We start from the raw sequence: 20,466 nt of genomic DNA, 5'->3' as shown, positions 1-20,466 counted from the left end.
CAATAATACTGATGGCTTTAATAAACGGTATGGTTGGTTATCATTCATTTGCGCTTGCCGCACTTTCCACGTGAGCCAACAGGCACAGATTCTTAACAAAAAAAAGCTTGAAACGAGCCATCACAGCCCGTTTCAAGCTTTTTTAGTTATACTCTTGGAAACAAGATGTTTGAGAAAAAGGGATTGTGGTGTTAGAGGTAGAAGTTAGTATAGAGTGAAGTTTAAAGAAAATAGGTGAATAGAATGCAAATTCGAACTGAAACGAAAAATGACTATAAACATGTATTCAATCTGAATTACACGGCTTTTGGAAATAGAGACGATGAAGCAAAGCTTGTGGAACGCATTCGTTTTTCAGATGGCTTCATTCCGGAATTATCGATAGTGGCAGATGATCAAGATGAAATAGTTGGCCATCTACTATTAAGTAAGGCGAAAATTATCAATGAAAATGGCGAAAAAGAGGTAGTCGTCCTAGCACCTGTGGCTGTTTTGCCAGAATTTCAGAAAAAAGGCATTGGCATCAAATTGATTGAAGAAGGATTAAAAAGAGCGAAAGACCTGGACTATGGGCTGGTCTTACTCATTGGACACCCAGCCTATTATCCGAAGTTTGGTTTTCAACCGGCTAGAGCTCATGGATTGGAATTGACACAATATCAAGTGCCTGATGACGTTTTCATGGTTTGCGAACTGAAAGATAGAGAACTTGAAAACACCGTTGGAGAATTACATTATCCAAAAGCGTTTTTTGGTGCGACATCTCAAATTAATTAAGCTTAACGAGCGCAACATGATAACTCCATATGGCAATTGTTAGCCAACAGCCACCTGCAAAATAGCCAGCTAGAACATCACTTGGATAATGGACGCCTAAATAGATTCGGCTTATCCCAATCATAAGAATCATGAAAGTACTGAAAGATAACAGAAGAAATCGACCGATACGAGATGGAATATGACGCCACAAAATAAACGTTAGGATTCCATATATACATATTGCATTTGTTGCATGTCCGCTTGGAAAACTGTACCCACCAATTTCAATAAGGCGATGTAAATCTGGTCGTTCTCTTTTGAAAAGTAGTTTTATTACGCGAAAAAGATAGTGGGAACCGAGCAGGACGACAATGAATAGAAGGAGTTCTGCCCGAAATTTTAAAAAGAAATAAAAGATAATGAAAATGATAAAAGCAATAATGTTAATGGAAGTTCCTGATCCAATATTTGTGAAAAAAAGCATCATATTCGTCGAGAAAGGAGTTTCGAAACTTTGAATGAAAGTGGCAATGGGGCTGTCAAATTGTTCAATTTGTTTTTGTTCGACCATGAATGCAATTAAGCTAAAACCAAGCGCAGTGAAGCAACTTAACAATAAAAATAGCTTATCATTAGGCTTTTTAACCAATGTTTCAACAACTCCATGCTTGTAGTTATATATGGTGATAATTTATTTACATTACCTCCAAAATTTAGCAGAAACTTGTATACTTTAAAGTAGGGGGAATAAATATGAAAAAATTCTTATTGGCAGGCAGCTTACTAATGTTAGCTGGATGCTCGAATAGCTTAGATACATCACAATTAACTGAATCAAAAGAAAGTGAAGACGGATTCATCAAGTTTTACAGCGCACCTTCAGTGGACGTGGCCATTGATGCTTTACCCTATGAAGTCAATTTGCCCGAGAAATTGCCATTCAAAACTGTGGGATTCAAATCTTTAGGAATTACGGATATCGGTGGAAAGGGTCAAAATCCGGATGCACAATTTATGGCTTCAGATAAGCAAGATAATAACCTGCTGCTTTCTACTACAACGGGTAACATAGATTATCCAGATAGCAATCCGGAAGAAATCACTTTGAATAATGGCTATCAAGCTCAATATAGCTTACCCAATCAACTTGACGTAATTGTCAAAGATGTTACGTATTCATATACTTTAAATATGTCAGAGCTGAATGAGAATGAATTGAAGGATGAGTTGTTGAAATTAGCGGAACAACTAGCTGAATAAGCAAAGTAGAAAAAGCCATTCTGCGATAGAATGGCCTTACTTGTTTATTTAATTCTCACTGCCCACTTTTCGAAATAATAGATTGATAGGTTGATTCATCACAAATGACCGTAAGAACTGCATCAGATGGAATGTGTTCCTGTAAACGACGATTAATGTCCATTTTCTGACGGTCGGCAATCAATGTTGCGCCATGTACTAATAATGCATGAAATGCGTCCCCATATGTCTTCCATTCAGAGCGTGTCGGGACTTCAAACAAATCCTCGCCCACAGTGCGACTAATCAGTTGTGTCACGATATTCCCAACATTTTGATGTAAAGCAGAGCGAACGGCTAGTAGAGAAATGGTTTCCTGGGACAAAATAAACTCATCCACTTTGACATGTGAGAAGTTGGCGAGTTGTTTCTCCGTCATCACTTCAACTGTCGTATGCACATTTGAAGCTAGACGTTCACAAGTAATAGCAATCGTCAATGTCTTGGCATCTCGCAAAGACGCGACTTGGATGTTTTCATCAGCAAAAATGATGACAGACTTGGCTTTCGTGATATTCGCCTGAACAAATGGTCCTTCTTCAGATGGATCACCTTGTACATAATGGACACGATCCATGGTGACATCTGTAGGAGATGTAGGAAGAGTATCAATTATGACAATTTCCACCGAAGGATCAGATGAAAGAATTTCCTTAAGGGCCATTTCAGTTTTCTTTCCCCACCCGACAATGATGATGTGATGTTCATGTGTATAAGACAACTTACCTTCCTCCTTGCGTCTTCTGAATATGGAAAACGCATCTACTATTTTCCCGATAACAACACCGAGTAATCCAATTCCCAATAAGTACATAATGACTGTAAATAATTTTCCTACTCCCGTAACTGGTGAATAATCACCGTAGCCTACAGTAGCAAAGGTGGTCATTACAAAGTAAAATGATGTTAACAATCCTTCAAACGTATCAGGTTCCAACAAGTAAATCGTCACCGTACAAAATACAATAAAGAGTAGTGCTGCAAATAATAAAGTTAAGTTCTTCATGCGGACTAGACTTAATCCAACTTTCAAAAAAAAATGCATGTAACTATCTCCAATCGCCAGAATCTGTAAGCTTAAGTTTACACGTTTTTATTTGCATGTGCTAGATAACGAACATGATTTGGTTGATTAATGGAAAGCTAAGCAAAGGACATTGACGGAAATTTGTTTTGAAGTGGAGGGAAATGTGAAAAATGATCAACATATTAGTTGATGCAGATGGATGTCCAGTAGTAGATAGCACGATTCAAATCGCTAAACGATATGAAATGCCTGTCACTTTATTCTGCGATACAGCACACAATATGCAACGTGAAGGTGCCAAAACAGTGATGGTATCAAAAGGCATGGATGCTGTGGATTTTGTGCTCGTCAATCGTGTTAAACCTGGAGATATTGTTATTACACAGGATTACGGTTTGGCTGCAATGGTATTAGCCAAACGAGGACTAGTGATGGATCAAAATGGTCGCGAGTATACGAATGAAAATATAGATCAGCTATTGGATAGTCGTCATATTGCCAAGAAAATTCGCCAGGCAGGTGGTCGAATGAAAGGGCCAAAAAAGAGAAGGAAAGAAGATAATGAGAGTTTTGAACGTAGGTTTAATGAATTAATTCTTCAGCAATTAAATAGAAATTAATTTTTCGCAACTCATAGATTAACGATTATTACGCATACTGAACAAGATTTCTTCTTTTCATTCTTAAAAAAAGAGGTGAAAGGCAATGAGTAAAAAACAACCACTGGATTCAAAATCAGCGGAATTACATCATAACTGGACAAGGCCAAAGAGGACCAAATCACAAGTCAACGGTAACACAGAAGAATCACAATCGACTGAGAGATTAAAAACCAGCGCCAAAATTTACCGAAACGGATAAGTTGAATAAGAAGAAATTGGGACCCGGAAATTTTTCGGGTCTTTTTTGTTTTGAGAAGCGTTTTTAGAATGCCAGTTGGCTCAGTCTGTCTTTTTGAGAATGAAGTCTGAAAAATAGATTGTGACGTGTGAATAAAATGACACCACGTCTAAAATTACATAATCGACGTCTGAAAACGATATGGGACGCTATTTAGTGAGAACACATTTCCTCTGATCTTCATATTATTTGGATGAAGAGGTGGTGGAAAATGAGGGATATAAAAAATCCAATAGAAACGGAACAACAAGAATGGCGAAAGCAGCAAAGACAGAATCGAATGAAGACGTGGCTAACCATTTTTTCTCCAGTATGTCTCTTGCTCATCTGGCAATTTCTATCTCAAACCGGACTGATTGATGCGAGGTTTTTCCCTCCGCCAACTGCAATTGTTACCACGTTTTTCGAATTGCTCACGACTGGTGAATTGTTTCATCACATTAACATATCACTATTCCGAATAGGGTTTGGTTTCTTACTAGGTGTTATTCCTGGAATTATCATCGGTTTGTGTATGGGGTTATATGCGCCAATCCGCCATTTTATTTCTCCAATTATTATGGCATTGATGCCTATTCCCACACTTGCATTATTACCGATTATTTTAATCATTTTTGGTATTGGTGAAGTATCGAAAGTTGTTACCATTGCGGGTAGTGTCTTCTTTCCAGTTGTGATCAATACCGTAGCTGGTGTTATTTCGATAGACTCCATTTATTTGGATGTGGCGAAGAATTATGGAGCAAGCAGTAAGGATTTCTTTTTGAAAATCGCTTTACCTGGTTCGCTTCCTGTCATGCTGGAAGGCATTCAAATGGGGCAGGCAATTGCGTTGCTTACCATTGTTGCAGCAGAAATGATGGGCGCAACTTCAGGAATTGGTTATTTGATTTGGACGTCCTACAGTGCGTTTTTATTAAAAGAGATGTTTGTCGGATTAATCCTGATTTCGTTCTTTGGATATATCTTTTCATTGTTATTACGTGGCTTACAACGAAAATTAGTTCCGTGGAGGTGACGACGTGAGCTCAAAACCCAAAATATCAATCCATGAATTAACGAAAGTATTTTACAAGAAAGAAAATAGTGTCACTGCACTTGAAAATATCTCGCTCGATATTGAAGACGGGGAATTTGTGTGTCTCGTTGGTCCGAGCGGCTGTGGAAAAACAACGTTACTTCGCATTCTGGCGGGTCTTGAAAATCAAAGTTCAGGAGATTTTACCATTGAACCCGGAGATGAAGATCGACCGAGTCAATCGATGGTGTTTCAGGAACGTGGCATACTCCCTTGGCTGACTGTTGAGGAAAATGTAGCGTTCGGACTGACGATGCGGCACTTGCCAAAATCGATTGTAAAAGAACGAACAACGTATTTTTTGAACAAAGTGGGTCTTGGGAAATTCGCCAAAATGTATCCGAAAGAGCTTTCAGGCGGCATGAAACAACGTGTCAGCATCGCCCGGGCGTTTGCTAATGACCCAGAAATCTTATTGATGGATGAACCATTTGGAGCTTTAGACGAACAGAATAAATACATTTTACAAGAAGAATTATTGTCGATTTGGTCGGAAACAAAGAAAACGGTGTTATTCATCACACATAGCATCGACGAAGCATTGTATTTAAGTGATCGTGTATTACTCATGAGTGCGCAGCCAGGCAAAATCGTGGCAGAAATGAAAATAGATCTGCCTCGTCCAAGGAAATTAGAAGACTTTCGCTCGAATCCGGAAATGGCTTCGAAATTTCTGGAAATCTGGCGTCACTTGCAAATAGAAGTACAAGGATCAAGATTGTAATCGAGGAGTGAATAGATGAAAAAGTGGTTAGGCATGTTGGGCGTTTTGATTTTACTTGTTGGGGGTTGCTCCGATAAGGAAGCAGTGAAAGTGAATGACGATGTAAGTAAAGATAATCCTTCTGGTGATTTAGCACCTTTAAGTAAGAAAACGAAAGTAGTCATTGCAGAAGATGGTTCTGCTTCTGGGGCAGGCTTTTATATTGCTAATGAAAAAGGTTATTTTGCTGATTATAATATCGAAGTGGAATTCGCAACATTCGCGAATAGTGACGACATGTTGCCAGCATTGGCATCAGGGCAAGTGGATATTGCTGGAGGTATTTCCTCAGCTGCCTTCTTTAATGCGATTGCCCAAGGAATCGATGTGAAAATTGTGGCCGATAAAGGCCATAATGAAAAAGGGAAGTCCTACTTCACATTTGTAATAGGTGCTGATAAACAGGATGAARTCAAAACATACAGTGATTTAAAAGGAAAACGCATTGCAGTTTCAGGGGAGCATGGAGTTGACGATTATATATACCATCTAATGCTTGACCACGCAGGTCTGTCGAAGGATGACGTCGAGTTTGTTCTTATGCCGGATTTCGGAAACATGATGGCAGCCATCGAAAACGGCTCCATTGATGCAGCTTTGAATATTGAACCTCTAATCACGCAAGGCGTTGCCGAGGGTATTCATGTTCGATTAGGTGATGCAACCGACTTTGCACCGGAAGCTCAAATTGCCATGGTACTAGGTTCACCGCAGTTCATGAATGACGAGCAGGACGTGTCCTTACGTTTCATGGCAGCTTACTTGAAAGGTGTAAGAGATTACAATGATGCCTTCAAAAAAGGCGAAGGCACAGATGAAATCATCGACATCATGACAGAATACACTGCTTTAAAAGATGCAGCTGTTTGGAAAGATGTATTTGTCACTGGACTTGATCCAAATGGCAAAATGTTCACGGATGATATTCGTGATCAGTACGAACTGTATAAGAAGAATGGTGCAATTAGAGGCGAGTTTGATTTTGATGAAGCCATTGATACAGCCATTACGGAAAAAGCAGTTAAAATCATTGGCAAATATGAATGATAAATTTCAGTCCATGACGGGTTGCCATACGGCATCTTTCATGGGCTTTTTATTGGAAAGAAACTTGAAAGATTTTGTTTGAGGAGTATGATGTAATAAGAGTTACAGAACAAAATGAAAGAAGATGAAAAAATGGATGCACATTTCTTTGGCATACTACTTGAAATTATTTTGATTAATATCGTATTAAGTGGCGATAATGCCGTCGTCATTGCGCTAGCAAGCAGAAAATTATCCGAAGACAAACGCAAGAAAGCCATTTTCATTGGAACAGTGGGTGCACTTGGATTGCGTGTAGTGCTAACATTTGCGGCTGTCTATCTTTTGGAAATCCCGTTTGTAGAAATTATTGGTGGATTATTGTTGTTATATATTGCATTTGATTTAATTAAATCTGCTAATGAAGATCCAGATTTGCACTCCTCAGCGTCGCTGTTTGGCGCTATTCGTACGATTATTTTTGCTGACTTAGTCATGAGTCTGGATAATGTACTGGCTATTGCAGGAGCTGCAGAAGGAAATATCGTCTTGATTGTCATTGGACTGGCTATTAGTGTGCCACTGATTATTTTTGGTAGTCAGCTCATTATGAATCTAATGGATAAATACCCACTCCTTGTGTGGGCGGGTTCGGGCATCATTGCCTATACTGCTGGGAAAATGATGGTTGATGATAAATATGGCCATTTATTTGTAGAACGTACTTGGCCAATTCTTGAATATATCATCCCGATTGCTTTTGTGTTATTAATTGTTGGGTTAGGTACTGTAGTCAAAAAAAGACAGCAAAAAGAAGTTCTTACTAAATAAAAATGAGCTGCTCCTTCGTGATTGAAAAATCACGGGTAGCAGCTCATTTTTTTATTTATATGGAGAGCAGTTATTTTGAAATATATCCTTTTTTAAAAACACATTTAGATGTGTGCATTTTTGACTCCTATATTCACATATTCTTAGTGATGCCAGTGTGTATTTTATTTCTATTTGAAGGCTTCAAAACTTAGGAGTATGGGTAATGAAAAGAGGAACTTTATGATAAACTTAACGTACTATTTTCTTAATTTTCCAACTTCGTATATAGAGAGGGTGTTTTCATGTTTACTACGTACAAAGTTAAGCCGTTTTTTGACGAAATGTTGAAGGCAAGCGGAAAACCGAAGGACCATTATCAAAAATTTTATGAAATGCTCCATAATTTTTCTGCTGATGAATTGAAAGAAAAACATGAAACAGCCCAATTATCGTTTTTGAGACAAGGCATTACTTTTACTGTCTATCATAATAATGTTGGCGCTGAACGCACAATGCCTTTTGATTTTGTGCCGATCATCATCCCTCCAGAAGATTGGGAAACAATAGAAAAAGGAATGGTACAACGTACAAATGCACTCAATTGCTTTTTGCACGATGTATACAATGAACAGCAAATCATTAAAGACGGGATTATCCCTAAGGAACTGGTTGTGGACAACCCTCATTATTACGTTAAACAAGTACAGGGAATAAAAATTCCATTGAATAATCATATATTTCTTGCCGGAATCGATTTAATCCGGGATGAAAATGGCAAATACTTAGTACTGGAAGACAATTTACGAAACCCTTCAGGCATTTCGTATGTTTACCAAAACCGCTATGTAATGCGTCAGGTATACCCTGAATTTTTTGCAAAACATTCCGTTCAGACTTTGGAGCATCAAGTGACTTATTTACACGAAGCGATTATGGACCATGCTCCTGAAGGGGTAGACAATCCTCGAGCAGTTCTACTTACTCCAGGTATTTATAATTCGGCTTACTATGATCATGTGTTTCTGGCACAACAAATGGGTCTACATCTGGTTGAAGGCCGTGACTTATTCGTCTCCGGCAACATTGTTTATATGAAAACGATCCGTGGTCTTGAAAAAGTGGATATCATTTATCGTCGAATTGATGACGACTTCCTGGACCCTCTGGCGTTCAGGGAAGATTCAACATTAGGCGTTGAAGGTTTGCTTGAGGCTTATCGTCAAGGAAATGTGGCAATTTTGAATGGAATTGGCAATGGAGTGGCGGATGATAAAGCGATGTATGTCTACGTGCCAAATATGATTCGTTACTACTTGAAAGAAGACCCAATTATTGATAATGTCATGACTTACCGTCTTGATCATGCCGAACAGCGAAACTGGGTACTGGAACGATTACACGAATTGGTAGTTAAAAACGTAGGGGCATCAGGAGGCTATGACATGCTGGTAGGGCCTCATGCAACCTCAGTGGAAATCGAGGAATTCCGTGAAAAAATTCTTGAAAACCCTCATCAATATATTGCACAACCGACGATAAAATTATCGAGAGCTCCTTCCTACCAAGGGGAAGAATTCTATCCTTGTCACGTGGATTTACGAGTGTTTGTCATGAGAGGAAAAGAAACACATGTATTCCCAGGGGGGCTTTCCCGAGTAGCATTGAAAAAAGGATCCCTTGTCGTGAATTCATCGCAAGGTGGTGGTGGTAAAGATACATGGGTTATGAAGTCTGGAGGGATGAGCTAATGTTAAGTCGTGTAGCAGATTCACTCTATTGGATGGCACGGAATATTGAACGTACAGAAACAAACGCGCGAATTTTGGACGTTCATTTAACACAGATGGTTGAGACTTCGAGTGAAGATTTGTTAGACGGTAAACACTGGCAAATAATGTTTGAAGCGTGTTCAACTAAAGACGAACTAGATAAGCTAAAAAGTAGTGAAGATGTTCAAGATGAAGATTATATTCGTTATATAGCCTTCCATATAGATAATTTTAATTCAATATACAGTTGTGTTCGCGTAGCCCGGGAAAATGCACGAATCAGTAGGGATCACTTGCCGAATGAACTATTTGAAGTTCTGAATGATCTGTATCTGTTTACCATTCAAGCAGAACAGGAAAGTTTTTCAATTCATCACTTACGCACGTTTTTGCGTAAAGTGAAATTGACGTGCCTGACTGCCCAAGGGATTATTGAATCTGGTATGTCCCGCAGTGTCGCATATCGCATGATGAAAATCGGGAAGTGGTTGGAACGTGCAGAAAAAACGGCACGTATTTTAAACGTGGTATGTGAACAGACACGGGAAACCCAGTTGTTTTACAAAGGCGACGATTACTATGCATGGTTATCGGCACTTCGCATGTTGAATGGCTATGAAGCCTATTTGAAAGTAAACCGTCCCAAGATGGATCCGAAGACCATCTTAACTTTTTTAATTACTGATGAGTCGTTCCCACAGTCGATTCATTACAATATCAATCATGTAAGGGCAGCCATTGATATTTTGGAGAATGCAAAAGTTGCACATTATTCTTCCGAATTATATTACGCCCTTGAGAATGTGAAAAATGAATTTGATGAAATGTCCATTCAAGAGTTAAATTCTGATGATATGCTGGCCTTTTTAAACACGTTTCAAAACAAATGTAATGAAATTGGACAAATTTTCTCGAAGACTTATTATTTAATTGAACCAATTGGTACGCAACGACAAGTTCAATTTTTAGATTTTCCTCAACAACCGATTACAGAAAAAGCTTCCTCCATGAAATACAAAATTGAACATACCAACATTTTTGATTACGATTCATGGGTGGATCAAAGCATGAACTCAATCCGATTAAAGCCCCGTACGGATGAGTGTCAACGATTGCTGTCATATCGAACGGATATTAATCCGGTTGCTCTAACGAAAGAACATGTGGATATTTGGGGGAACAGTGTCGAATCATTTTTTATAGCGGATCATCATAAGCATCTGGAAGTTAAGGCAACTTCCATTGTTAGCATTCAAAAGAGTCCTTGGATTCATCGCATTGATTATTCACCGGAAATGTATGCAATTTTCCATTCCGATTTATTCAGCAGTCACTATTTAGCTTATTTAAGTAATACGGCATACACCTATTTAACTCCAGAACAAATGGAACAAGTCGATAAGGATACCGGACAGATGGCCAATCCTGTTCAATATGCAATTGATGTTATGGGTTATTTGTTCAATCGTTTTACGTATGACGGTTCCTCGACAAATGTTTCAACAAAAGCGTTGGAATCCTTTGATTTGAAGAAAGGTGTTTGCCAGGATATTTCTCACATCATGCTTGGTATACTTCGCGCTAAGCACATTCCGGCAAGGTACGTCAGCGGATATTTGTATGTCGGAGAAAATTCGGCATTAGTTGGGGACGCAGCAAGCCATGCATGGGTTGAAGTCATGGTACCCGGTATAGGCTGGGTAGGACTAGATCCAACAAATAATGTGGAAGCACTTGAAAACCATATTCGGGTTGGCGTGGGTCGTGATTACGGGGATGTCAGTCCGGTGCAAGGGGTTTACCGAGGTGGCAGCCACGAGCTTGATGTGAAAGTATCCGTCAGTTTAATCGATCAATAAAAAGAAGCCTTGACGACAAACTGTGCGTTAAGGCTTTTTTGTATTTTTTCAGCCACTGGGAACCGTGATTTAAAAGTAGTGTGTTTGTGCCGATGCCTCCAGAGAACTTCCATAATAAAAGCCAAGTAGCGAATCATGAATGCTACTTGGCTTTTGGTTATTTGTTATCTTTAAATTCTKGGTCGTCCCCGTCGGAAAATTCAACTTCCAAATCGAATTCCTTGTACTCTTCCACGCCAAAGGCCTTTGCCACTTTTTCAATGACTTCTTCTTTACTCATGTCTTTCGTAAGTGCAAGCTCTTTAAAGAGTGGTTCAAGCTTTTTATAAGCTTTATCTCCCGACAAATTTAACGATTCCAGCTTATTCAAGTACTCCGCTTCAGTCTCGGATACATCCACGTCAAACGAAACATCAATTGCGTCTTTCTGATCTGCCGTATCTATATTTAAATCAAAAGAACGGAATCCAAATTCACTTTCGGCTTGTTCCCCGGTAGGTCCATTTTTCACTTCCTCCTTTTCTCCGCATGCGCTTAACAGCAACGCAGTCGTTAATAGGAAGGGTCCATAAAAAGCATATTTTTTAGTCTTCATGATTTGTTCTCCTTTCAAATTGTTGAGTTGGTTTAGTTTAGTACAGTATGAGTATCGCTCAAGTATAAGAATTTTAAACTGTTTGTACGTAGGCAAGTTATGTGCAAATCGGTTTGAAATTCGAGATAATAGGAAAACTAACTATTGAAAGGATGATGACTGATGACAACCTATACAGAAATCACAACAATTCCAGAGTGGGAAAATGTTCTTCAACAATCAAAAGAAAAGCCTGTCTTACTGTTCAAGCATAGTACTACTTGTCCTGTGAGTGCTGCTGCTTATCGCGAATTCACTTCATTTGAAACGGGTGTTGACGCTTACTTAGTGAAAGTCATCGAAAGTCGTCCAGTATCGAATGAAATCGAAAGTAATTTAGGCGTTCAGCATAAATCACCACAAATTTTCATCGTGTCGAACGAAGAGCCAGTCTGGCACGCTTCTCACTGGAACATTACCGAATCAAAAATTGGTCAGGCTATTCAAAGTACCCAAGGATAAGATAAAAAACGAAACTCACTCACTCGAGTGGGTTTTTACTATTTAATTAGTAAATTACTGAATATTCATGCTTTCCACTTGTGTTTATAGTAATATTCTCTTACAGAGCAATAGTTAACAATAATAAATTGAGGATGTGCACAATTGTGGATGATATTTTAAAAGTAGGTAAATATTTGGTGGATCATGCAGAAGAAATTGTTACAGAAATGATGGATTCTGCACTTAAAAACGTGGAATTCGAAGTAACGGATGAAATGATTCAGCAATCAATCAAAATCAATGTCGAATTTTTGACGTTATTGGTTGAGTCATTTGAAGATAGCAATGAAGTAGCTGCTGTGGAATTGGTCAAATGGAGTAAAAAGAATGGAGAACAACAAGCTGCTATGCTTTCTCAATTATCGACAATGATCAAACCTTATGCAAAAAATCGTTTGATGTACTTGGAAAACATTAATAGAATTTCGATGGAGCATGGTTTATCGACAGAAGATGTTTTGAAAATCAACAATCGTATAAGCTATCTACTGGATGTCAACATGATTGAAACGATTTTTGCATATGAGGCTTACCGTGATGACCAATTGAAAGATCGCCAAAAAGAAATCAACGAATTGTCTGCACCAATCGTACCAATCCAGCATGGTATTGCTGTTTTACCTTTAATCGGTGTTATTGACTATTCACGAGTCCAGCATTTATTGAATAATGTTCTACCGACTATACCAACTCTAGACATAGATCATTTAATTATTGATTTTTCCGGTATCTTAACGATTGATTCAGAAGTAGCCCAACATATTTTCACGATTCATAATGTGTTGCAATTATTGGGTATTCACATCATGTTTACTGGAATTCGGCCGAACTTATCAATGGCAGTAGTTCAAGCAGGAATTGACTTTACTTCATTCAATACATATGGCAGTGTGAAACAGGCAATTGAAAGCTTAAGATAAAGGTTGTGAGGTGAAATGCATGGTGAAATTAGTAAAACCAAGTGTGGACTTGAAGCTGGCTTATATGTCTCTCTATGAGGAATGGAAAGAAAGCGAAGAAGAAATGATTCCTTGGGTAATCGGTAAAGACCCCACAGATTTTGAAGGAATGGTTTCGTCCTTACTGGAAGCTGAAAAAGGGATTGGCTTACCCGAAGGATGGGTGCCTGATTCGACCTACTGGTTAATTGATGAGGAATACCGCATTCTAGGAGTGGTCAATATTCGACATTCGTTAACTAATCACTTGATGAACGCCGGTGGACATATTGGCTATGGTATTCGTCCATCTGAACGCCAAAAAGGATATGCAACAGAAATTCTGAGATTGGCTCTTGAAAAAACAAGAGAGCTTGGTATCAATCGTGTTTTAGTCGTATGTGACGCAATTAATATCGGCTCTGAAAAAACCATCCGAAAGAATGGTGGCGTCGAAGACAAAGACTTTGTTGAAGATGATGGAAATGTGATTAAACGTTATTGGGTTGGCTAAAACTTTCTCTATTGGTGAACTGTGTATAACTGATAGATTTTTAACGCTATTTGTGATAGCATTACACTCTAAAGAAGTGAGGACGTGACTGAATATGATTAAGATTGAAATGCCAAAACCAGACTTAACAATTGTTCAACGTGAACAAGACCGATCAAACGACGAGCCAGAAATTCCATCAATTTATGGTTTCATCGACTTCCATCAAATTGCACGAGACAAAGGCGGCATCATCATGTTTTACAACAAAGCAGATGAGCTTTTGTTCGTTGGGAAAGCACGTAAAGTAAGACAACGTGTAAAAAAACATTTTGAAGATAATGTTTCACCACTTAAAGAGCACCGTGATGAAGTAGCGAAAATTAAAATTTTCTATGTTGATGATGCAATGGAACGTGAAATTTATGAGACCTATGCCATCAATAAATTTGTTGCGAAATACAATGTCGATAAAAAGTTTACACATTAATTATTGAAAGCTGTCCTGTAAAGGACGGCTTTTTTTATTGTTTAAAATTTGATTTCGCTTGAGGTTGTGAGACGTTTATTGTTAAATGCCTCATTTTAACTAATTAATTGATCCAGTTTGATTGATAAATTTCTCCTCATACATGATTTTGAAATTGCAAAGTTTATCACAAGAGCAATCATTGGTTACTTTTAAAGTAATTATTTTTACTGTAAAAAGAAAACTTGTTGCATTATAAAGTAATTTAAATTACTATTAAAAGTAATAAAGGGGGATTGGATAATGGATAATATTCGTTTAAATGTCGCTTTACTCAGAAGAAAAGTTCCAAATTTAACAACCGCAGCGAAATCAATTGGCATTCGGCCAGCAACCGTGTCTAATTTATGCACGGGAAAAATTGATTTAGGAAAAGCGGAGGTTCGCACTTTGGTTGGTCTTGCATCACTTGCTAATTGTTCAATAGACGAATTAATCATTCGAGGGGAGAAATTGAATATGATTGAAACGCAAATTAAGACTTTGGATTTCTTTGCACCGCTTGTAAAAGGCGGTACGACAGGTATAGTGGCTCGTCCAGGCATGGGGCAAGTGGTGATCCTGGCTGAATTGATGCATCGCTTTAAAGATAGCGACCTCACTACAGTCTTTTTACTGCCGAAAGGGAGTCATCCTGAACTTGAAGGGACAACTGAATTGGCTGATATCGTCACAACTACGATCAATGAAACATACTCGACTTTAACTTCACAAAATGGAGAAGTGATATTCATTACAGACAAGAGTTATATCGTGTCTGGTGAACTGTTGGACTTACAGGAAAAACTAGTTGCAGAACGCGTGCAAAATGTAACAACCATTCTTGTAGATTTATCTGGGGAAGTGGTGGACGAAGACATGCCATATGGTCCACTTGAAACATTGTGGCAACTGGATGCGGATTTGGCAAGCCGTCACCAATACCCAGCTGTCCACCCGATTTATTCAACTTCCTCGATTTTGGAAGGGATTGATTTGGACCAACGTCATTTTAATTTGAGACAGCGTGCACAAAAATTGTTGCGTCGCTACCGTGAATTACGATCAGTAGTAGCTGTGCATGGCAATGAGAAAATTCCTGCATCCGAGGTGGAAACATATCAACGGGGAGGACGGCTGGAAGCATATTTCACGCAACCATTTTTTGTTGCAGAATCTGTTACGGGCCAAAAAGGAAAGACAGTGGCATTGTCACAAACATTGCAAGACGTTGAAGCCATTTTAGATGGCAAGGCGGATCAACTTTCAATTGACGAGCTGAAATACAGTGGAAGTTTAACGTAATGAAAAAGAGTGGGAATTTCCCACTCTTTTTTTGTGTACATTTCAAGTGATTAAAGAATTGCTAGGTCGTCCGTGGCAAGAAAGCAGAATCCATCTTTTATTTAAGCTAAAGCTGATTTTTAATAAGATTACTTTTGCACCTAGCAAGCCGCAAGAAAGAGTATGGTCAAAGGTAGTTTGACCATATTCTTTGCTCAAGCGGAACATGCATTCAGCCGAAATGTACGATGAAAAATCCTCTTTATTAAAAATCAAAAGAAGTTAAAAGTGCCAAAAATAAAGGGAATGAGTCCGTGTTTAGCGAAATAGTATATAGTTAGAATAATTAAACTATTAACTAAAGGGGAGAAACTCAGATGACGTTCAAAGTTCAACGAATAGAAGATTTGAAGAAAGTAGACGTATCGCAGCTGGTAACAGAAAGTGAAGAAGAAGGTTACCGTTTCTTGACTCGTTTAGTACATGATTATGAAGATGGATCAAATACGTTCAACAAAGATGGGGAAGCACTTTTCGGAGTGTGGGAAGGTCCCGATAAATTAGTGGCAATCGGCGGCATCAATCAAAATCCGTATACGGAAAACAAAGATGAAGCTCGCTTAAGGAGATTTTATACACTCGGAGTTGCCAGACGACAAGGGGTAGGATCTCAATTACTCACCGAACTTGTGAACCATGCCAAAGGAAATTTTTCAAAAATCACGTGTCGTACTGAATCTGCAAAAGCAGATGCTTTTTACCGGGCGAACGGATTTGAAGAAACTCATGATACGCCTGATACGACACACGTGATGAAACTCGGTTAACCATCATGTAAACCAGTATTTATTTGTGGAAAACAAAAACCTTTAAGAGGAACAGGATTGGCCGGCTCCTCTTAAAGGTTATTCAACGATCTCAAAGGTTTTTAGCATATGATGAAATCTTGCTCCATGTCCTTCAGCAGCTTCGAGGAAATAGTACTGCGTGATGACAAAGCTTCCATCTTTCCCGTTACTGATGACATAAGCATGAACGATTTTGCTGTTTGCTTCATTCCCTGCTGCACCATGTAACTCAAATCCTTTTACGGGTTCCGTTACTTCTACAATATCCCGGAGCCCGGGAAAGTCTTTTTTTAGCTCGGTTCCAAATTTAGCAACAAGTTCTTCTGGTTTCTCATCGGGAACTTGCCTGATTTCCATCGTCACTTCCGGATAATTTTCAGGCACTGGGTAAACAGGGGTAATGATATCTGATTCCTCACCGTGGGTCAGCTTGTAGCGTGTCTCATCTACATAAATCACATATCCCGAATCTTTCCCTTTATTTAACTGGACTTCAGTTTCTTCATCCTCTCCCTCGATGCTTTGAATCGATTCTTTCTCAGGGAGAAACATGTCTTTCATCTCTTTCATAAAAGCCGATCCTTTATCCGTTTGCAAACTGAGTGCAATCAACATTGCGGCAGTAAAAGTGATGAACAGTGGAATTGCCTTATTCCTCTTTTTCACTTTGCTCATTCTTCCTTTCATGTCATTAATACTACATTTGACTTTATTTTGACAAAAAAGTTTTAATCTATAGAAAACATTTTATTAAAAGGGGCTATGCTATAGAAAGCTGTTGAAATAGAATAAAAACCGAGGGAGTGCATTTGACCTTGCTTGCCGCACGAACGTGAAGTTTGAGGCCAACAGGTATGTGGTTTTCATATTTGTTGGCTCAGGTGACTAGCGCAAATGTGCGATTAACAATACCTATAAAAAATCGGAGTGATATTAATGGCAGGTGTAACAGGAATTGGTGGAGTGTTCTTTAAAAGCGAGGACCCAATAGCCTTGCGTAACTGGTATAAAGAAAAATTAGGAATTGATTCGGATGAGTACGGCAAAATGTTTCTGTGGAATGCTGTAAAGCCACCTGGTATAGGGAGGACGATATGGGCGCCGTTTAAAGAAGAGACGACTTACTTTGAACCATCACAGAAGCAGTTCATGATTAACTTCCGCGTAGATGATTTGGTTGAATTGGCTGAAGAACTTCAAACGAAAGGTGTCGAAATCCTAGCACCTATTTTGGAAGAAAGTTACGGGAAATTTGCACACATTTTAGATTTGGAAGGAAACAAAATCGAATTGTGGGAACCTATTGGTGAAAACATTGTAGATTTGGCGAATGAAGAGACAAGTTGAAAAATTAAACCTCGGCTATGCGACCTTCGGTATATTTTCTTGTTATTGGTTACATTTGAGCGAAATGTATGTAGAACAAAAGAAAACTAGAATCATTCGACAAAATGTCGCTTGTTCTAGTTTTTTTGTTGTTTTATGTTGAAGTAGATACGAATGAGGGCAATGAGTACAAGCAGTCCTGAGCAAACCCATACAAAAAGTATGGAGAGACCCAAACCGATATTTGCACCGATTGCGGGATGAGATTGTTCATCAAACAGGGAATAAATGAATGGCCCGCTAATTCCTATAAATAAAGTGATGGCGACAAGCCATCTTTTTGGAGACATCAGGGTGCTGGAAAAGAGAATGGTACCCAGTATAAGGGGGATCAGCGTTTGTAATAATTGAATCATTGTTTGAATGGGATCGGTCATTACGAAGCTCTCCTTTCTTTAATCCATTATATGTTTGATATATCAATCTATGAAGGCGTTATTCAAAATAATAGAGAAAGAGGCTTACTCAATAGTGAGTCAGCCTCTAGTCATTTCATTCTCTATATACCCTCTAAACTCATTAATGTTTTTTCGTATTCCATTAATGCTTCGTCTAGTAATTGAAGTCCTACATCAATTTGTTCTTTTGTGACGATTAACGGTGGGATCGGATTACTAAAGTGTCACTTCTCCTAACACGATGTCCGGTCGCTTCTTCAATCCATTTTTCTAACATGAACTCACTCCTCGAAATATAACTATTCCTGTTATTTTTGAAGAACTTTCCACGAAGCGCGTGAAATTTCTTCGAGTTCTCCCGCATCGAGTTTAAACGTTAATGCACCGACATTATCTTGTGCGTGATGAACTTTAGTGGCACCGGGAATCGCAAAAACCGTTTCTCCATGATAATGGATAGTCCAGTTCAAAGCTACTTGGCTGGCACTGACATTGTATTTTTCACCAATGGCATCCAGTAAAGTTATGAGTGGTTTAGATTCTGCCAATCCTGCTTCCTTGAATTTGCGTTGAAATCTACGAGGTCCTTTGGCATCGTGAATCAATGCAGGATTATCATGAAATTTCCCAGTTAGTATTCCTGGCTCAAGTGGCGAGTAAGCAATGATGGAAATGCCTAATTCCTTCGCGCGATCCAGAACTCCGTTTTCCTCCATACGTCGGTCCAGTAAACTGTATTTCACTTGATTCGAAGCCAGTGTCAGTCCGTTTTCACTAAGAATCCGATGGGAATTGACCATTGCAGAAGCGTTGAAATTACTAACGCCAATATGGTTAATATGACCAGCTTTTACTAGCTCGATCATGGCCTGCATTTGCTTTTCAACGGATGAGAGTGAATAGGGTTGATGAATTTGGTACAAGTCAATCCTGCGATTTTGAAGAGCCTCTTTACGATTATTAATCGTTTTCGGAATGGAACCTGCTGTTCGAAGCATAGGCCACCATTTAGTCGCAATTCGAGCTTCTTCAGGGCTTGCACCTATATTTTCAAGCGCTTTCGCTAAAATTCTTTCGGACTCACCACCACCATATACTTCAGCAGTGTCAAACCAATTGATGCCGCCATCCAATGACGTTTTAATGATGTTTTCCGTAAGTTCATCATCCAGTGCTCCCCAAAATCTGCCAACGACACCTGATCCTTTACTGAATTGCCAAGTCCCTAGTCCAAGGGGGGACAGGTGTAAATCTGTTTGGCCCAGAGTCCGCTTTATCATAGTATTTTCCATATATATCAGCCTCCAAAAGGGCATATGATTTATTAGTTCCAACTCCAAGCACCAGTGTCTGGCTAGAAAGAAGCTTTTCGCTTTTATTGTAAAAGTGTACCATTTAGTCTCTTAAGATAGCGAATATGTAGCGGTTTGAAAGTTTCAATGAACTGTCCCATAATAGAAGGTAATAAATGATTAATTAATGGGGGAAACAAAATGAAAGATGATTTGGAATTTGATCTGGAAATGGCAAGAGAATACGATAAAGGCATTCGCCGTGCTCTACCAACTTACGATGCATTGTTCCGGATGGTTCAGTCATTCCTTCGTGCGAATGTAAACGACTCCGCAAAAGTGTTGGTCATTGGAGCTGGCGGAGGAAATGAAATCGTGACCTTTGGAACAGCAAATCCTACGTGGACTTTCGCAGGGGTTGACCCTTCAGAAGCCATGCTTGAAGTCGCTATGCAAAAAGCGAAAAATGCAGGAATTGAAGATCGAGTGTCCATACACACAGGGATAATTGAACAAATCGAATTTAATCAAACATTTGATGCTGCCACATGTTTGCTTGTCCTCCATTTCGTTGAAACAGTTGAAGAAAAACTGAGTTTATTGAAAACAGTAAGAGAAAGATTGCAACCGGGAGCTCCATTTGTTCTCGTATCGATGTTCGGTGATCAATCGAATCCAGAATTCGATGAGCGGATGAATTTATGGAAATCGATTTGGCTGGATTTAACTGATTTAACGCAAGAAGATGTGGAGGCGATGGAAGAGTCGGTTCGTGAACTATCATTCGTACCTGCCACTCAGATTGAAGAACTCTTACAACAAGCTGGATTCGAGCGGGTGACACAATTCTTTTCGACCACACTATTTGGTGGTTGGATTGCACATGCA

Annotated in this window: 24 protein-coding genes; 18 read left to right on the top strand and 6 right to left on the bottom strand. The window is 39.0% G+C overall.

Translation table 11 applies throughout. From position 1 onward, the window contains the following. Positions 1-243 precede the first annotated feature (243 nt). Positions 244-777 (top strand): GNAT family N-acetyltransferase, encoded by a 534-nt coding sequence (locus tag AC1DSL_RS11495; RefSeq protein WP_477532273.1) that lies wholly within the window; start codon positions 244-246, stop codon positions 775-777. Here AC1DSL_RS11495 and AC1DSL_RS11490 read toward each other — a convergent pair. Further along, positions 770-1,408: a phosphatase PAP2 family protein gene (locus AC1DSL_RS11490; protein ID WP_477532272.1), complete on the bottom strand. Its 639-nt coding sequence runs from the start codon at positions 1,406-1,408 to the stop codon at positions 770-772. The genes AC1DSL_RS11495 and AC1DSL_RS11490 overlap by 8 nt on opposite strands. 104 nt (positions 1,409-1,512) lie before the next feature. On the opposite strand from AC1DSL_RS11490, the gene AC1DSL_RS11485 reads away from it, so the two are divergent. Then, positions 1,513-2,019, top strand: a complete 507-nt coding sequence (locus tag AC1DSL_RS11485) for a hypothetical protein (RefSeq protein WP_477532271.1) — start codon at positions 1,513-1,515, stop codon at positions 2,017-2,019. Positions 2,020-2,074: 55 nt separating this feature from the next. Here the strand turns inward: AC1DSL_RS11485 and AC1DSL_RS11480 are convergent, their stop codons facing one another. Then, positions 2,075-3,103: an ion channel gene (locus AC1DSL_RS11480; protein ID WP_477532270.1), complete on the bottom strand. Its 1,029-nt coding sequence runs from the start codon at positions 3,101-3,103 to the stop codon at positions 2,075-2,077. Between the two features lie 152 nt (positions 3,104-3,255). Here AC1DSL_RS11480 and AC1DSL_RS11475 point away from each other — a divergent pair, with 152 nt between their 5' ends. From AC1DSL_RS11475 to AC1DSL_RS11440, 8 genes are all read left to right on the top strand, one after another. Then, positions 3,256-3,705, top strand: coding sequence for a YaiI/YqxD family protein (locus AC1DSL_RS11475; RefSeq protein WP_016428481.1), 450 nt, complete (start codon positions 3,256-3,258; stop codon positions 3,703-3,705). Positions 3,706-3,790: 85 nt separating this feature from the next. After that, a complete protein-coding gene (locus AC1DSL_RS11470; RefSeq protein ID WP_016428480.1) occupies positions 3,791-3,946 on the top strand; it encodes a YpzG family protein in 156 nt (51 codons plus the stop codon). Positions 3,947-4,196: 250 nt separating this feature from the next. Further along, positions 4,197-5,003: an ABC transporter permease gene (locus AC1DSL_RS11465; RefSeq protein ID WP_477532269.1), complete on the top strand. Its 807-nt coding sequence runs from the start codon at positions 4,197-4,199 to the stop codon at positions 5,001-5,003. Positions 5,004-5,007: 4 nt separating this feature from the next. Further along, complete coding sequence (locus tag AC1DSL_RS11460; protein ID WP_477532268.1) at positions 5,008-5,787, top strand: ABC transporter ATP-binding protein; 780 nt, start codon at positions 5,008-5,010, stop codon at positions 5,785-5,787. A gap of 15 nt (positions 5,788-5,802) precedes the next feature. Then, positions 5,803-6,873: an ABC transporter substrate-binding protein gene (locus AC1DSL_RS11455; RefSeq protein ID WP_477532267.1), complete on the top strand. Its 1,071-nt coding sequence runs from the start codon at positions 5,803-5,805 to the stop codon at positions 6,871-6,873. Positions 6,874-6,987: 114 nt separating this feature from the next. After that, positions 6,988-7,683 carry a TerC family protein gene (locus tag AC1DSL_RS11450; RefSeq protein WP_016428476.1) on the top strand — a complete coding sequence of 232 codons (696 nt, stop codon included), beginning with the start codon at positions 6,988-6,990 and terminating at the stop codon, positions 7,681-7,683. 284 nt (positions 7,684-7,967) lie between these two features. Beyond that, positions 7,968-9,413, top strand: a complete 1,446-nt coding sequence (locus tag AC1DSL_RS11445) for a circularly permuted type 2 ATP-grasp protein (protein ID WP_477532266.1) — start codon at positions 7,968-7,970, stop codon at positions 9,411-9,413. Continuing rightward, entirely contained in the window at positions 9,413-11,293 is a 1,881-nt protein-coding gene (locus AC1DSL_RS11440) for an alpha-E domain-containing protein (protein WP_477532265.1), read from the top strand. The genes AC1DSL_RS11445 and AC1DSL_RS11440 overlap by 1 nt, the downstream gene beginning before the upstream one ends. 157 nt (positions 11,294-11,450) lie before the next feature. Here AC1DSL_RS11440 and AC1DSL_RS11435 read toward each other — a convergent pair whose 3' ends face one another. Further along, positions 11,451-11,888 carry a YusW family protein gene (locus AC1DSL_RS11435; RefSeq protein ID WP_477532264.1) on the bottom strand — a complete coding sequence of 146 codons (438 nt, stop codon included), beginning with the start codon at positions 11,886-11,888 and terminating at the stop codon, positions 11,451-11,453. 162 nt (positions 11,889-12,050) lie between these two features. Here AC1DSL_RS11435 and ytxJ point away from each other — a divergent pair, with 162 nt between their 5' ends. From ytxJ to AC1DSL_RS11405, 6 genes are all read left to right on the top strand, one after another. Beyond that, positions 12,051-12,389: a bacillithiol system redox-active protein YtxJ gene (gene ytxJ / locus AC1DSL_RS11430; protein ID WP_477532263.1), complete on the top strand. Its 339-nt coding sequence runs from the start codon at positions 12,051-12,053 to the stop codon at positions 12,387-12,389. A 146-nt stretch (positions 12,390-12,535) separates the two neighbouring features. Further along, positions 12,536-13,351, top strand: a complete 816-nt coding sequence (locus AC1DSL_RS11425) for an STAS domain-containing protein (protein ID WP_477532262.1) — start codon at positions 12,536-12,538, stop codon at positions 13,349-13,351. 19 nt (positions 13,352-13,370) lie between these two features. After that, on the top strand, positions 13,371-13,883 hold the full coding sequence (locus AC1DSL_RS11420) for a GNAT family N-acetyltransferase (RefSeq protein ID WP_477532261.1): 513 nt from the start codon (positions 13,371-13,373) through the stop codon (positions 13,881-13,883). Positions 13,884-13,977: 94 nt separating this feature from the next. Next, the gene (locus tag AC1DSL_RS11415) at positions 13,978-14,352 is read left to right on the top strand and encodes a nucleotide excision repair endonuclease (protein ID WP_016428469.1); all 375 of its coding nucleotides are present in this window, start codon (positions 13,978-13,980) and stop codon (positions 14,350-14,352) included. 282 nt (positions 14,353-14,634) lie between these two features. Then, positions 14,635-15,675, top strand: a complete 1,041-nt coding sequence (locus AC1DSL_RS11410) for a helix-turn-helix domain-containing protein (protein WP_477532260.1) — start codon at positions 14,635-14,637, stop codon at positions 15,673-15,675. 356 nt (positions 15,676-16,031) lie between these two features. Beyond that, positions 16,032-16,481 carry a GNAT family N-acetyltransferase gene (locus AC1DSL_RS11405; protein ID WP_016428467.1) on the top strand — a complete coding sequence of 150 codons (450 nt, stop codon included), beginning with the start codon at positions 16,032-16,034 and terminating at the stop codon, positions 16,479-16,481. Positions 16,482-16,559: 78 nt separating this feature from the next. Here AC1DSL_RS11405 and AC1DSL_RS11400 read toward each other — a convergent pair whose 3' ends face one another. Beyond that, the gene (locus tag AC1DSL_RS11400) at positions 16,560-17,168 is read right to left on the bottom strand and encodes a hypothetical protein (protein WP_477532259.1); all 609 of its coding nucleotides are present in this window, start codon (positions 17,166-17,168) and stop codon (positions 16,560-16,562) included. Between the two features lie 270 nt (positions 17,169-17,438). On the opposite strand from AC1DSL_RS11400, the gene AC1DSL_RS11395 reads away from it, so the two are divergent. Continuing rightward, a complete protein-coding gene (locus tag AC1DSL_RS11395; RefSeq protein WP_477532258.1) occupies positions 17,439-17,849 on the top strand; it encodes a VOC family protein in 411 nt (136 codons plus the stop codon). Positions 17,850-17,965: 116 nt separating this feature from the next. Here the strand turns inward: AC1DSL_RS11395 and AC1DSL_RS11390 are convergent, their stop codons facing one another. Together AC1DSL_RS11390 and AC1DSL_RS11385 are read right to left on the bottom strand one after the other, a co-directional pair. Beyond that, positions 17,966-18,265, bottom strand: coding sequence for a hypothetical protein (locus tag AC1DSL_RS11390; protein ID WP_477532257.1), 300 nt, complete (start codon positions 18,263-18,265; stop codon positions 17,966-17,968). 329 nt (positions 18,266-18,594) lie between these two features. Beyond that, the gene (locus tag AC1DSL_RS11385) at positions 18,595-19,578 is read right to left on the bottom strand and encodes an aldo/keto reductase (protein ID WP_477532256.1); all 984 of its coding nucleotides are present in this window, start codon (positions 19,576-19,578) and stop codon (positions 18,595-18,597) included. 201 nt (positions 19,579-19,779) lie between these two features. Between AC1DSL_RS11385 and AC1DSL_RS11380 the strand changes: the two genes are divergently transcribed. After that, the coding region (locus AC1DSL_RS11380; protein ID WP_477532255.1) for a class I SAM-dependent methyltransferase at positions 19,780-20,466 on the top strand (687 nt) is incomplete at its 3' end.

It is taken from the genome of Paenisporosarcina sp. P4_D4, assembly GCF_056401835.1.
This window is presented reverse-complemented; position numbering and strand designations above follow the sequence as displayed.

Bases quoted from the DNA above. Each gene is read 5' to 3' on its own strand.
- AC1DSL_RS11470 (WP_016428480.1), top strand. From the start codon at position 3,791: ATGAGTAAAAAACAACCACTGGATTCAAAATCAGCGGAATTACATCAT.
- ytxJ (WP_477532263.1), top strand. From the start codon at position 12,051: ATGACAACCTATACAGAAATCACAACAATTCCAGAGTGGGAAAATGTT.
- AC1DSL_RS11485 (WP_477532271.1), top strand. From the start codon at position 1,513: ATGAAAAAATTCTTATTGGCAGGCAGCTTACTAATGTTAGCTGGATGC.
- AC1DSL_RS11440 (WP_477532265.1), top strand. From the start codon at position 9,413: ATGTTAAGTCGTGTAGCAGATTCACTCTATTGGATGGCACGGAATATT.
- AC1DSL_RS11465 (WP_477532269.1), top strand. From the start codon at position 4,197: ATGAGGGATATAAAAAATCCAATAGAAACGGAACAACAAGAATGGCGA.
- AC1DSL_RS11415 (WP_016428469.1), top strand. From the start codon at position 13,978: ATGATTAAGATTGAAATGCCAAAACCAGACTTAACAATTGTTCAACGT.
- AC1DSL_RS11445 (WP_477532266.1), top strand. From the start codon at position 7,968: ATGTTTACTACGTACAAAGTTAAGCCGTTTTTTGACGAAATGTTGAAG.
- AC1DSL_RS11420 (WP_477532261.1), top strand. From the start codon at position 13,371: ATGGTGAAATTAGTAAAACCAAGTGTGGACTTGAAGCTGGCTTATATG.
- AC1DSL_RS11480 (WP_477532270.1), bottom strand. From the start codon at position 3,103: ATGCATTTTTTTTTGAAAGTTGGATTAAGTCTAGTCCGCATGAAGAAC.
- AC1DSL_RS11405 (WP_016428467.1), top strand. From the start codon at position 16,032: ATGACGTTCAAAGTTCAACGAATAGAAGATTTGAAGAAAGTAGACGTA.
- AC1DSL_RS11410 (WP_477532260.1), top strand. From the start codon at position 14,635: ATGGATAATATTCGTTTAAATGTCGCTTTACTCAGAAGAAAAGTTCCA.
- AC1DSL_RS11495 (WP_477532273.1), top strand. From the start codon at position 244: ATGCAAATTCGAACTGAAACGAAAAATGACTATAAACATGTATTCAAT.
- AC1DSL_RS11390 (WP_477532257.1), bottom strand. From the start codon at position 18,265: ATGACCGATCCCATTCAAACAATGATTCAATTATTACAAACGCTGATC.
- AC1DSL_RS11450 (WP_016428476.1), top strand. From the start codon at position 6,988: ATGAAAGAAGATGAAAAAATGGATGCACATTTCTTTGGCATACTACTT.
- AC1DSL_RS11395 (WP_477532258.1), top strand. From the start codon at position 17,439: ATGGCAGGTGTAACAGGAATTGGTGGAGTGTTCTTTAAAAGCGAGGAC.
- AC1DSL_RS11475 (WP_016428481.1), top strand. From the start codon at position 3,256: ATGATCAACATATTAGTTGATGCAGATGGATGTCCAGTAGTAGATAGC.
- AC1DSL_RS11385 (WP_477532256.1), bottom strand. From the start codon at position 19,578: ATGGAAAATACTATGATAAAGCGGACTCTGGGCCAAACAGATTTACAC.